Source organism: Novipirellula caenicola, assembly GCF_039545035.1.
GTDB classification, from domain to species: Bacteria; Planctomycetota; Planctomycetia; order Pirellulales; family Pirellulaceae; genus Novipirellula; species Novipirellula caenicola.
Genome location: NZ_BAABRO010000004.1, coordinates 447,988 through 462,039 on the forward strand (window position 1 = coordinate 447,988; position 14,052 = coordinate 462,039).

Annotated in this window: 7 protein-coding genes; 5 read left to right on the forward strand and 2 right to left on the reverse strand. The window is 55.1% G+C overall.

The features are described 5' to 3' along the window. Window positions 1-30 precede the first annotated feature (30 nt). A complete protein-coding gene (locus tag ABEA92_RS11270) occupies window positions 31-5,808 on the reverse strand; it encodes a Calx-beta domain-containing protein (protein WP_345683922.1) in 5,778 nt (1,925 codons plus the stop codon). Between the two features lie 286 nt (window positions 5,809-6,094). Here ABEA92_RS11270 and glf point away from each other — a divergent pair, with 286 nt between their 5' ends. Both glf and ABEA92_RS11280 read left to right on the forward strand, forming a co-directional pair. Continuing rightward, window positions 6,095-7,240, forward strand: a complete 1,146-nt coding sequence (gene glf / locus ABEA92_RS11275; RefSeq protein WP_345683923.1) for a UDP-galactopyranose mutase — start codon at window positions 6,095-6,097, stop codon at window positions 7,238-7,240. Window positions 7,241-7,314: 74 nt separating this feature from the next. Next, window positions 7,315-8,244: a hypothetical protein gene (locus ABEA92_RS11280; protein ID WP_345683924.1), complete on the forward strand. Its 930-nt coding sequence runs from the start codon at window positions 7,315-7,317 to the stop codon at window positions 8,242-8,244. A 221-nt stretch (window positions 8,245-8,465) separates the two neighbouring features. Here the strand turns inward: ABEA92_RS11280 and ABEA92_RS11285 are convergent, their stop codons facing one another. After that, complete coding sequence (locus ABEA92_RS11285) at window positions 8,466-9,467, reverse strand: glycosyltransferase family 2 protein (RefSeq protein ID WP_345683925.1); 1,002 nt, start codon at window positions 9,465-9,467, stop codon at window positions 8,466-8,468. Window positions 9,468-9,610: 143 nt separating this feature from the next. On the opposite strand from ABEA92_RS11285, the gene ABEA92_RS11290 reads away from it, so the two are divergent. The 3 genes from ABEA92_RS11290 (at window position 9,611) to ABEA92_RS11300 (ending at window position 14,049) form a co-directional block, all read left to right on the forward strand. Beyond that, the gene (locus ABEA92_RS11290) at window positions 9,611-11,128 is read left to right on the forward strand and encodes a PilN domain-containing protein (RefSeq protein WP_345683926.1); all 1,518 of its coding nucleotides are present in this window, start codon (window positions 9,611-9,613) and stop codon (window positions 11,126-11,128) included. After that, entirely contained in the window at window positions 11,121-11,780 is a 660-nt protein-coding gene (locus ABEA92_RS11295; RefSeq protein ID WP_345683927.1) for a hypothetical protein, read from the forward strand. Before ABEA92_RS11290 ends, ABEA92_RS11295 begins: the two co-directional genes overlap by 8 nt. A gap of 139 nt (window positions 11,781-11,919) precedes the next feature. Beyond that, on the forward strand, window positions 11,920-14,049 hold the full coding sequence (locus ABEA92_RS11300) for a type II secretion system protein GspD (protein WP_345683928.1): 2,130 nt from the start codon (window positions 11,920-11,922) through the stop codon (window positions 14,047-14,049). Window positions 14,050-14,052 lie beyond the last annotated feature (3 nt).

A 14,052-nucleotide genomic window follows, 5' to 3' on the forward strand; every position in this document is an offset into this window, starting at 1 on the left:
GCGCCGCTCCGCTGTAAAAAGACCTGGCGGCTAGACCACTTCCCAGCGGCCGATCTGGCCATCCAAAAGGTCGACAAAGTACATCTCGCCGTCGATCCCCTGACGCATATCGACCACGTACTGAGCTCCGGTGGTAAAGACGGACACATCGGTGACATTTCCATCGGCGTCCACGGACGCACGTCGCACGATTCCTTGACCAAGATCATTGAAGATAATGTCGCCTTCGTAAAGCAGTCCGAGGTCGCCGCCGCGAATGACGTCCCCCATCACAATCGCGTTGATGCCATCCCCCGCATGGCTGAGCGCGATGATCGACGGAGTGGCTTCCCCACCATTGGCCAAGAACTGTTGTCCAGCCGGAAGTCCAAGGTAGCCTCCGGGCGTCACAATGTTGTAGCCCTGCCCGCCTTCGTAGTAAGGCCAGCCAAAATTGGTGCCTGGGTCGCCGGTGTTGATTTCTTCCCACGTGGTCCAGCCCACATCGCCGATGAACAATCGGCCGGTGGCGTCGTCCACGGCGATCCGGAACGGATTGCGTAGTCCGAGTTGATAGACTTTGGATCGATTCGCGTCGGCGTCGCCATTGAAGAACGGATTGTCGGACAAGCCTTGGCCCGTGACCGGATCGATTCGCAACACTTTGCCGGACAAGCTATCGATGTCCTGGACACGCACGGCACGCGGATCCATTTGGTTGTAACTGGCACCGTCACCGATCGAAACAAACAGACTGCCGTCGGGGGCGAATTCGAGCGACGCAATCGAATGCGTCGTGCTATCGCTGTTGATGAAGTCTTGAATGTACGAACCATCCGCATTCTGTCCCGCAGGCGGCTCGGCCATATTGGTGACACTGTTGGTGAACGCGTTGAAATTGTCCCAAGTGCTCGCATTACCCAACAGAATCGTTTCCGATCCCGCCACCATCGTCGTGAAATTCGTGGTCTCATCGAGCGTGATTCGCATCAATTGTCCAACGCGATTGCCCGTTCCATCAGGTCCCGCTAAACCATTGCCGACATGATTCCACACCTCCGGTGGATCATAGGTATACAGCAGGTACATGTAAGGGTTGTTTTCCAAATCGGGATGCACCGCAACATCAAGCAACCCACGATCCGAAACGTTGTTGACGATCCGCGAGATATCAATGATCGGATCCGAAACCCGTTGGGCGTCTCGGTAAACCTTAACGACGCCCGCTTTCTCCGAGACGTATAGATTGCGACCATCATCCGACCAATCGATTGCCGTCGGTTGGTTCAAACCGCTATGCACAATTTTCGTCTGGATTTCGCCGGTGGGCAGGACTCCGGGATCCGCAACCGGAGTCTGCGAATTCATCCACCACGATGCAATCCGGTGGCGATTGGGGCGATCATAATCAGCGGCAGAAAAGCCCACGTACATTTGGTTGCCAACGATCTGATCCAGTGCGATCGTCGCTCGGACGTTTGCCAAGCCTGGCTTTTCGGGCGTGTCGGAGACGTAGACGGCAAGCACGTTGCTGTCACCGTTGTAGTCGATCCACGCGTAATAGACTCCGCCTGAATTGAGATTGATCGGGGCAGGGGCCTGCGCCAGTGCGTTTTGCACGTTGCCGTTCACGACAATCGCGATCTCGTCACCGAATTTATCAAACCCATTTTTCCAGGTATCAAGTTCAATCGCGACACTGTTGGCGAGTCCACCGTAGCCGAGTCCATACGATCCATAGCCAATCGCATCGGAACCCGCCGCCGAATTCTGCATCACAAACGCGATGCCATCAGCACCACCGCTGCCCCAGCCCTGGTCCATCTGGAAGCTAAAACTGGTTTGGAACGACGATGTCGACGTGACGTCAATCGAGTTGGAATAAAACGCCGATCCGGCTTGGTAGGCCGCATTGGATGTCAATTGCAAATAGCCACCGCTCAGCGACGCGTTTCCATTGAGATTGATGAATTCGGACGAACTGAAATCAACGTACGACGGAAGTTGCTGTTCATCATCGAGAATCGAAATCGTTGCAGTTCGCGGAACCCCTAGTTCGGCATTGACCGGGTTGTCAATCGTCAAAACAAACGCTTCAAGCCCTTCTTCTAAATCATCATTCAACAGTGGAATTCGGATCTCGGCATAACGTTGCCCTGCTTCGAATCGCAACACGCCGCTGGTTTGTAAATAGTCGGCAGATGCGGTTGCCGCTTGTGCCCCGGTCTTGTCATAGGTTTGATAATTGATCGAAGCGGCACTCGATGCATTGCCGGTACGAACAACGCCGACGATTGCTTCGCCCGCGGATTCATTCACGGTGATTTGAGACGACTGCAACCCGAATGTTCCTGGACCGCTGTTGCTTGGATCATCAGGCACATCAAGGTTCAGCGACCACGATAAAATCTGATGCGCATTGGGCAGATTGTAATTGCTGGCGGTAAAGCCAACATAGAATTGGTTGCCTAACGTGGCGGCCAAGTCAATGTTACGGACCAACGTCGGAGTGGTTGGCTTTTGGTTATTTTCCGACAGATAAACACGCAGTGTGTTGGTCGTTCCATCGTAGTCGACCCAGGCGTAGCCGACGCTACCCGAGTTCAGATTGATCGGCGATGCGGCAGCGCCGATGGAGTTCTGAAAATCCCCGTTCAGATTCACCGACACCTCGTCGCTGAACGCATCCCAACTGTTTTTCCAAGTATCAAATTCGATCGCAACACTTTTCGCAATCCCACCGTAGCCGAGCCATCCCCCGTTTCCGCCGAGCGCCCGTAGACCTTGCGGCGAATTTTGCAGCACCAACGCAAATCCATCGGCGCCGCTCGATCCGGATCCACCATTGATGGCGAACGAAAAGTTCGTTTGGAACGAGGTGTTGCTGGTCAGCTCAATCGCATCATTGTAAAAAGCCGACCCCGCTTGGTAGGGCGCCGCCGACGTGATTTGAAGACGCCCGCCCGTCACCGAGGCACTACCGTTGCGGGTGATGAGGTTGTCAGCATCAAAGCTGGCAAAATTCGGTAGCGACTGCTCGTCATCTAGAATATTCACCACCGCGGATTGAATGCTGCCCAGTACCGCACCACTCGGATTGGACAACGAAACGGTGAAGGATTCCAGCGACTCGGCCTCGGCATCATCCAGGATGTCGATCACAATTTCGGCGACGGATTGATTGACGCCAAACGACAACGTTCCGCTTTTTGCGGTGTAGTCGCTGCCCGCAATCGCGGTTTGGTTGGTCGTTTCGTAGCGAACCGACGCCACTTGGGACAGATCGCCGGTGCGGCGAACTTGCAAGACAACCTGGCCGTCTTTTTCACCAACGCTTACTCGGTTGCTGTTCAATACAAACGTGGGTGACGGTGGATCAATCGCTTGTTCGTCCACGTCCATTGCCCAAGAAACAATCCGATGCGCGTTGGGCACGTTGTAGTTACTTGCCGTGAATCCGGCATAAAACTGGCTGCCAACCACCGCACGCAAATCGATTTGCGTCGTCAAGCTTGGTGACGTGGGGCGTTGATTGGTATCGGAAACGTAAACCGTCAATTCATTGGTGGTCCCGTCGTAATCGACCCAAGCATATTTGACCGAACCCGAATTCAGATTGGTCGGCGCGACCACAGCGGCTCGTTGATTTTGAAAGTCACCATTAAGTGTGACGGCAATTTCGTCATTGAATTGGTCCCATCCGTTTCGCCACGTATCAAATTCGATCGCGACGCTTCGTGAGATGCCACCATACCCGAGCCATCCTGCGCCACCGCCCAACGCACTGCTGCCGCTCGGCGAGTTCTGTAGCACGAACGCAAATCCGTCCGCGCCACTGGCCCCCGCCCCGCCATTGATTTGAAAGGCAAAACTTGTTCGAAAGGAGGTATTCTCGGTGACGTTGATGGGTGAGTTAAAGAACGCCGATCCAACCTGGTAAGGCGAATCCGACGTCACCTGCAACGCGCCGCCCGTGATCGAGGCTCCGCCATTGAGTTTGACCGGGTCTCCCGATGCAAAGCTTGCGAAACTAGGAACGGCTTGTTCGTCATCGTAAATCGTCACGGTCGTTGTTTGTCGCGTCCCCAACACGCCGGCGTCGGGATCACTCAGCGACAGCCGAAACGATTCAGCCGATTCGGTTTCGTCGTCATCCAAGATGGTTAACTGCACTTGGACCACCGATTGATTGGCGGCAAAGTTGGCGATGCCACTGACCGCTGTGTAATCGCTGCCGGCGGTTGCCGATAGGTTGCTGCTTTGGTAACGCACCGAACCCGCCTGCGAAATGTCGCCGGTTCGCACAATTTGGAATTGGGTGGTCCCGGCCGATTCGCCCACCGAGATCTGACTCTGCCCGACCGCATAAGTGGTCACGCCTCCGATGCCGTAGTCATCCTGGATCTCCATCGACCACGAACCGATCTTATGAGCATTGGGCAAGTTGTAATTGCTTGCGGTGAACCCGGCAAAGAAACGATCCCCAAGCTGCGATTGCAGGTCCACGTTCGTCACCAACGATGCCGTGTTCGGTTTGCTGTTGGAATCGGAAACAAAAACGCTTAGCGTGTTGGTCGCTCCGTCGTAATCGATCCACGCGTAGCCCACCGAACCGGAATTGAGGTTGATCGGCGACTGCGACGCGGCGATTTGCGTTTTGAAGTCACCATTAAGGGTGACCGCAATTTCGTCGCTGAATTGATCCCAGCTGTTTTTCCAGGTATCAAGTTCGATCACGACGCTGCGTCCGATGCCTCCATACCCCAACCAACCCGCGTTTCCGCCGACGGCGTCAGCTCCTTGAGGCGAGTTCTGTAGGACAAACGCAAGTCCGTCGGCACCACCTGCGCCCGATCCCCCGTTGATTTCGAACGAAAAGCTGGTTTGAAACGACGTGTTCTCGCTAAGAGTGACCGGGGTTGCGAAGAATCCCGATCCTGCTTGGTACATCGCCGACGAGGTGAGCTGCAACTTGCCGTCGCCGCTGATCGAAGCCCCGCCATTGAGGTTTATGGAATCAGCCGACGAGAAACTGTTCAGATTCACCAACGACGTATTGACCGGCAGCGTGTGTTTGTAGCGTGCCAGCACGTTGGCTTGAAACGCGAGTCCCGATTCGATTTGGCCGATCGTTTTTTCGAGCGTCCAATTTGCTCCTTGCGTTCTTGCCCCGCTGGTGTCGATCGACGCGGCAACATCGGCGCCGGTCAATGCAGCGATGCTTCGCATCAACGCGTCGCCGCCACGGCCCGCCCCTACTTCACATCCGTACAACAGGATGTCCGCATCGGGTGTGAGCGAAAACGACCACTTGGCCAATTGATCCGCCCGCGCGTGAACCGCCGCGGCGTCCAGGATTTCACCCCCGAGTTGTAATTGTCCGGCGGCTCCGTGGCTGACAATATGAATCGACGCCACGTGATGTCGGCGGGCAAGCGTCTCGGTGATCTGTGAGATCGCGTCTTGATTGGCCGACAACAGCACGACTTCGGCATCCGGCGACGTGGCGTCGGCAAATAGATTGGCGTCCGCGACGTCCGAATCGACAAACACGATGCAGCGTGACACGACCGATTGCCTCGCATCGTTGCCAGTGACGTGCCCTTTTCCGGCGACGTTCGTCGCGGCCAAGTCAGCCGGTGATGCCGCAGCGTTACCCGCCGGCGGTCCGACCTCGACAAAATCAACCGCGGTGCCGACGGCGGCACCCGCGTCGCCTGCGAGCAACACCCGTGGCTCTAAAGCAGCCAACGTCCAAGTCAAACGATCGCGACGCTGAGCCCGGCAACGGGTGGCGGGCAATTTACGACGTCGCAGCGGGGGAAGCATGGCGTTTGACTCCAAAAAGCACAAACTAAATCGAAAGGAGGGGCAAGCGATCGGATAAGAGCGAATTCGCTTGTTATAGCGAATTTTCCGAGATCTTATTGTCACCCAACATGACACTCACCAAAACAACGAAAGTCAAGTTTTTTGTTCAAGCAATCGGCATATTCCAGACGAAGCTGACCGTTAGGAAGCGCGCGACCGCTACTTTCAGAAAGACGCGTCCGACTGACAACATCGGTGTGCTCGATCGCGGCAAATTCGCCAGAATGGCTGAAGTGAGACAAGGATGTATGACTACGTAATCGTCGGAGCCGGATTCTTTGGTTCGGTCTTCGCAAGACGGATGACCGACGCGGGTTCAAAGTGTCTGGTCATCGAAAAACGAAGCCATATCGCGGGAAACTGCTATACCGACAACGTCGATGGCATCCACGTCCACCAATACGGCCCGCATATCTTTCATACCAACGACGAAGGCGTTTGGAACTTTGTCAATCAGTTCGCACGCTTCAGTCGATTCAGCTATCGGCCCAAAGTCAATTTCCGGGGGCGGATGCTCTCGTTTCCAATCAATTTGACAACACTGAATCAACTGTGGGGCGTCAAAACACCACAGGAAGCGGAGCAGCGATTGGCCGCGGAACGCGTGCCCATCGACGCCCCTGCCAATCTCGAAGAATGGGTGTTGTCGCAAGTTGGCCAGGAAATCTACGAAACGTTTGTGTACGGCTACACCAAAAAACAGTGGGGCCGCGAACCCAAAGAATTGCCCAGCTCGATCATTCGCCGCTTACCGATTCGATTGACCTGGAATGATGACTATTTCAACGATCGATTCTGCGGGATTCCCGAAGGCGGTTACACCCAACTGTTCAAGAACTTGTTGTCTGGGATCGCCGTGGAAACCGATGTCGATTTCCTGAGTGATCGTGACCGTTTCGAATCGCGTAGCAAACGCATCGTCTACACCGGTCCATTGGATCGATTGTTCGAATACCAGCTGGGCGCCCACGATTGGCGAGGCCTACGATTCGAGCGACAAGTCATCCCCGTGTCCGATTACCAGGGCATCGCAGCGATCAACTATACCGACGCCGAAACGCCATACACGCGGTGCGTCGAGCACAAGCATTTTGATCCCGTCCAAAGCGATCATACCGTGATCACCCACGAGTACCCTGCGGATTGGAAGGTGGGCGATGAGATGTATTACCCCGTCAATAACGATCAAGGCGAACGATTGCAGCAGCGTTATGTCGACATGTTGCCGGACAACTATTTGATCGGGGGACGCTTGGCAACGTATCGCTATTACGACATGCACCAAGTGATCGCGTCGGCAATGCACTTAGCCGACAAAGAGATCACGCGTCGTTCGGGACGCATCCTGCAAATCCCCAAGCATGCATCGCCCACGCGGCGAGCCGCCTGATTGCCAAACCGGATCGTCCATCCCCAATGGCGAACATCACACGACGCACAATGCGAAATTGTGGAGAACGAAAAATGCCGCATGATCCCAGCCAATCGACGCCGCTCCACCGCGCGGTGCCACCCAAAATTTCACTTGCCAATCGGTTCTCGGCGCTGAAGCATCGGCTACAAGGCAAACCGAATGTTCGCCCGATCGGCAATTATCCCAGCTCGATTGTCGATACCCAAGGATGTGAATTTGGCTACGAGATGTTTTACCACGTACCGTACGCCTACCATCTCGCGAAAATCGGTTGTCTGCAGCGCACGGTCAGCTGTTTAGGCACCAGCTGCTTCTACTTTTTTTCGCCGGACCATCGCGAATTATATGACCGACGGCAATTCGTGAAGTACATGGATTCGATTGCTCAAACGCCGCACGAAAGCCCCGTTGCGAGTCGTTGGGAACCGCCAAACTTTGCCGCCCATTACCGCGACAAAATCGAGCTGAGTTTTGCCAAACCGTTGTTACTGATCTTCAACAAATACAACATCGAATGGGATCATCCGCCCATCAACTTTTTGTCCAAACCGTTCCTTGACCGGGTTGTTCAAAAGGCAAGCGATCGATTCAGCATCATTTACTTGCGTCCGACGGCCCACATCGTTCACGACCACATGCCAGTCGGAAATTTGAACGAAAAAGAACATCTACGCGAACAGGGCGTGGTGCTCGCCGAAGAGCTTTACGAAAACTATCGACACATTTCGTTCAATGAATTCCAACTTTGTCTGCTTGCGAATTCGCAGCACAGGATTTCGGTCCAAGGCGGTGCCGCCTACATGAACGCGTTGTTCCCCGGGCAATTGATGTTGTTACATCGCTATGGTGGCGAACAGTTGCATGGTAACTATGTCGATTTCCCACGGATGGGTGTCACCGATTTTACGGTGCACAACAACGAGTTCGACATGTTGGAACGACTTGACCACTTCCACTACTCGGCCCGCAGTGCTGCGTAACGCATGATCGGGGCTAACGCGTTTAGCCGACTCCAACACACACGTAGTTTGGGCCAATGCGAAACGGCGGCAACCGATTCTGCCGCTCTGCCCTCGGTTTGCGGTATTGGTTCGATCGCCTGGTTCGGTCGGCTTGGTTCGATCGCTTGCTTCGGCCGATTGTCAAGCGAGATTGGTTGCGACGACCATGTCGCCCAATCAGCGTAAACCAATCACAAGCGTCAAGCGGCGTGACGATCCGAGGTTACGTACTGCCGAGCAAACTGGATCACGTGGCGGAACCGCAGCTTGCCGCGACTGAACATCATCCGATCGGTCGCCAGATCTTTTTCGACCGAACGGCTGACGTATTTCGGATGCTCGAGCGTCTTAAATTCGTAAGTGGGCAAATTCTCAAACGGACTTGAGTGCGAAGTGTGAGTCGCGTCTTCGCCGAATCCAATATTGGACACCAAGTTCTTGGTCGGCAGTGCGGTCAAACCGTGGTTCATCCAACACGCCAACAACCAAGTGAAATCCCAGGTGTCGATTTTTCCTTCGTGCACGCGGTTGAACGTTCGCGTCCAATAATCTCGTTCGCTCAACGAGTGACAAACGGTCTGCAGACCACCGCGGTCACGAAACTCGGGCCATGCCTCGAGCGTGCCTGCGTAATGTTGCCAAGCGCGGCGCCACGTCGCCCAACCCCAGCAGTGCAAATATTTCGAGAAGTAATAGGAATCCGCTGGGTCAAGTGGCCCTCGCTGGAAATTATCGCCGCTGATCGCCATCACGCGGGTGTCATCTTGATAGCGATCGAGTAGTTCGTTGCAGAAGCGGAAAAACGTTTGGTTGGGGACGCAATCGTCTTCCAAAATGATCGCCTGTTCGACCTGCTGAAACACCGCCGTGATGCCGCTGCTAACCCGCTTGGCGCAGCCCAAATTGTGATCCGAATAGATCCGTGTGACCTCGCACGGCCAATCAACCTGTTCGGCAATCTGCCGTGATTGTGCGACCAATTCGGCTTCGCCATCCCGATCGTCTCGGGGACCATCACTGATGATGAACAAGTCCTTTGGACGAGCCATTTGGATCGCTTGAAACGACTGCCGTGTCTGCACAGGACGATTGAATACGATAAAGGCGACCGGTGTGTCGAGCATGGCGATTGCGAAACAGTGAGGCGAACGAGTTTTAGATGGGAACGACCATCGTTGTCCCTCCAATTCCACTAGGTTCATCGGCCAAATCCCCCCCCTACCATCACTCCATCTTGCCAAACCGGCACGATCGACAGGACCGTCAAAGTGAAAATGCTTGCAAACTAAATTTTGTTTCGCGGCGTTAACCGCGACCTAGGCTTCACGCAGGAGGATTTCCTGCAATGACGAGTCCGTCATCCCAACAAAAAAACGACATTGAACGCGGCAAGCTGTTTGGTTTGTGGATTGAAAACCGAATGGTTCAAGTTGCGATCGCCACCCCGATCCAAGGGGAACGCTATCGGCTTGAAATTGACGCGATTCGCTGTCCGATGGCCAACGGCTGGTTAACCGCGTCGCATGCTTCGGCCTTTGCCGACGCGATTGCCACGTTGGTCGATCGTCATGACATGCGTCGTGGCACGGTTTGTTTGTCGTTGGATGGGGACATTTGCGTCAATCGAATCACGCTCGGTACGTCCGACACGGTCGACCATGAATTGTCGACGCTGCAACATCGCGTGCCACGCTATCTGCAATTGGGGCCAGGCCAAAAGGTCACCGGATTGCAGCGAACTCGCATCGATTCGCAATCCGACTACGCCGCTACCAGCGTGGCAAATGAATCGGTCATGCGAATGATTTACGACACACTGCGTGAAAGCGATATCGAAGTCGCCTGGGCGGAACCTTCGTTGATCAGCATGGCTCGATTGATCGGCCACACCAGCATCGATTCCCCTCATCCGCAATTGATCGCCGATGGAACGGGGACACGCTGGAACGTGGGAATCATTCATGAAGGGCGGCTGATTCTGGATTACCGTCCGGCAACCGCCAAAACGGTCGAAGCGCTGCAGGCGACGTTGGACGGGCACATTTCCCGACTACAACGTTTCTGTCATCGCCACTTGGGGATCGACGGTGGCGGACTGAAGACACTATTGATTTGCGGCACCGCAGAGAAAGTCATCGATGCCGCGGAACGGTTTCGCCGCAGCGTCGAATTTGACGCGGTCGTCCTCCGGGTTCCCCCGTGCCCGCAACTGTACGACATCAGCAGCGTGGATTGTGAATCGCACTGTGTTCCCGCCGTCGCTTCGGTGCTGCCGCTGATGCTTGGTGTGACGGTCGATCAAGTTCCCGATCTGCTTCGTGATGTCCGCCGAGCTCCCGAGCTTTCGCTGCCCGCTCAATTCCTGCGTGTCGCATGGCCTGCGTTGGTGGCGGCTTTGTTTCTCATACTCAGCTTCAGCTTGCTCGGTCATGCTCGCCGTCACGCGGCAGATTTGAAACAGGGGACCGAACAGGTCCAGGCTCAGGTGGTTGCCACTCAAGCACGGATGACCGACCTGGCACGCAAACGAGAATGGCTTGAACATCTCAGGACCGTTGAACGTCATTCCGCCGAAGTCGATTGGATGGCGCTGCTGCGTCAGATCACACAATGTTTACCGGATCTGGCGAAATTAAATGAATATCGAATCGAATCGGGTTCGCATGTTCGGATCGAGGGCACGGTGCTCGAAGAGCGCGTGGTGTACGAAATCCTCGAACAATTGCGACAATTGCCTGAGGTTAGCGAAGTGGCGCTGCATTCCACCACGCCCGAAGCGAATTCCGAAGCGACCCGATTCTCGATTCGTTTGACCATGACTCCGCGTCACCCCCACTCTGTGGAGCCAGCACAACATGAATAATTTGAATAGCCGGGCAACCCGAGCAATCGTCGCGAGCGTAAGTTTGCTTGCGATCATCGCGATAGGTATTCCATGGGTCGATGAATACTTTAGGCTGCGTAGTGAAGCACGCGAACTTCGTGCGATGGATGGTCAGTTCAGGTTAGTGCAAAACAATCAACAACGTTTACGCGAACTTGAACACCGCATCAGCACCGACTTGGTCTCTCATCTGAATCGTTCCATCGATCCCGAAAAAAGCCAAGAGGTTCGCAGCACCTTGATCGCGATCATTCGCGATGCAGGAGGACGACTACGAAGTCTCGAAATTAGCAAGGGACGTGTCCGACCGTGGGCCATCGAAAATGATGATCCTCGAGAGGAATCGCCTCCCCAATACAGTGACGAATCGGATTACATCTTGCATACTCACGAAATTGAGTTGCGAATTGATGGGTCCCTCGAAAAGGTAACCCAAATCCTGCAGGGCATCGCCAAGCAGGGATGGTACATGACGACCAACAGCATGGTGATGATGCCCACGGAAGGGGATCTGCCGGTTGTCGCGTCGGAGATGCGATTGATTGTGTTTGGGCTTAGCCCCAAACCAATCGAAGACGAAGATGAAGACGAGTTCGCTCGTCACCCCCGGGGCATTCGACATTTTTACTAGACCACGTGTATCCGCTAACGTAATGCCGACCAGAACTAGCTGAATCAACACAAATGCCATGGATGGCACAATGTCGCAAAATGATTCTATCGCCTCGTCGACGTGCTTTGCACCGACGCGGGGTCTATTCGGACGACTCGTGATCACGATTTTCGTCGCTGGTTGCGGCTTGGGCAGCGCGGTGGGCGAGCAATCGATTGGCTCCGCCGAAGGTTTCAATGCGGATGCAGCGGCGACGAATCTGATGGTCGCCGACGTCCCTGATCTAATCCCCATTCCCGGCAGCGGTCACCCCGTCATCGTCAAACCCGAAGGCCGTGTGTTGATTGCGGCCGATGCACCGGCGCCCCTGAACACAGTGTCCCCCGTTGTGCCGCTGCCGCCTTCGCCGCTGCAACCGCAACCACCCAGCTCTGCTGCGAATCACAGCAAGACGTCGCTGCCCATCGAACCGCATCTGCCCGCAGAACCGCATCTAACCACAGCGTCAAATCCTCGCGACCTCTCCGACTCGCGGCAAACCGAGACGAGTCCGCACAACGTCGCCGCACAGCTGGACGCAAAAGGTAGCATCACGTTTCGCAAAACGCCGCTGAACGAGGTGATCTTTCTGCTGAGTGACCTTTGGAAGGTCAACATCGTCGCGGCTGATACGATCAACGGTGAGGTCAGTGGTACCTTTTTTGAAACCCCGCTGCGCGAAGTCTTGTCCGCGGTCCTCAATTCATCCGGCTACAGCTACCGTCAAACGGGCAACAGTTTGATCGTGTTGCCGATGGATCAAGTAGGGTCCGACAATCCTGATTTTGTATCGCGATTGATCCAGCTGCCATCTGCCGCAGGCGATTCCGATACAACGATCGATGCAGTGCAGCTATTGCTGAGCGACCGGGGGCAAATCCGCAAACTTGGCAACGGAGCGATCTTGATCGTCGACCGCCCCGAACGCATCGACAACGTGCAAGAGCTAATCTCGCATCTATCGCCACAACACGCTGCGGCAAGTCCGGCGGTCCAAGATCTGCCCGCACCTGCGGTAACGTTACCGACCAATGAATCGTTTCTCGCGACCGACGGCATCGCCTACTTTACGCCTCAATTCACCGAAGCCGAAGAGATGACCGAGTCGTTGCAAGCGGCGCTCGGTGACACCATCACCGTGGCAACCTATGCGAAAGAAAATCGCATTATGATCAAGGGAACCCCGGATCAATTGCGATTGGCGGCTCAAGCCATCGAACAACTTGATATCCCTCGTCCCCAAGTCCGCATCACCGCATTGATCTATGACGTTTCTTTGAAAGAGGCCGAAGGCCTTGGCGTGAATTGGTCGCATGGTCCTCATAGCCGAGCGACGAGTTTGCTCAATGCGGGCACCGACGAAGAGATCAGCGTTTTTCGAAATGCGATCGAAGCGGGCACCGATTTGGGGCTGGGCAGCCCGACGTCCTCCCTCGGATTTCGCACGCTCAATAACTCTTATGATGCTACCGTGGCACTGCAAGCACTCAGCGCCACATCCGAAGCCAAGATCCTTGCGGACCCAACCGTCACCGTGGGCGATCGCTGCCAAGCGTCGATCAAAATTGTCCAGCGGCTACCGATCGTCACTTCGATCGTGACCAGCACCGGGTCCATTCCGCAGGTCGAGTTCGAGGAAGCGGGAATCATCTTGAACGTCACGCCGCGGATCAGCCGCGACGGGACTATTGAAATGCAGGTGCGACCTGAATACAGCGTCGTTGCCGAATATCGTGACGCCTACCCCGTGATCGACAGCCGCAATGCCGAGACGACGGTCCGCGTTGGCAATGGGCAACTGTTTGCGATGGGAGGGCTGCGTCAAAAGAGCATTACCGAAACCGTACGGGGAGTCCCCTATTTGAAAGATGTCAAATACATCGGTCGACTGTTTCGTAGCCACGGCAGCGAGGTTCGCGAAAGTGAGTTGATCGTCTTTCTAAAGCCAGAGATCATTACCCAATACGCCGCGGGAACGCTTCGCGAGAACCAAGCCGCCTGTGTGGCCAACGCTCTATTGGACCAAGTACCGTACGCCAGCCTTTGTCCCAACACTCCAGATTGCCGGAACCCCGACTGCCCAAACCATCATCCTCGCGTTCGTGTGAACGGGGGTTCTGTTGAACTCGAGATGATCGGGGGATGCGGCATCGGATGTCTCGAACCGATGAACTCATTCAGCAGCGAAATTCCCATCGATTCGATGAGCGTCCCTTCGCAGGTCGAAATTGTGCTGCCATCGCCGTAGCAG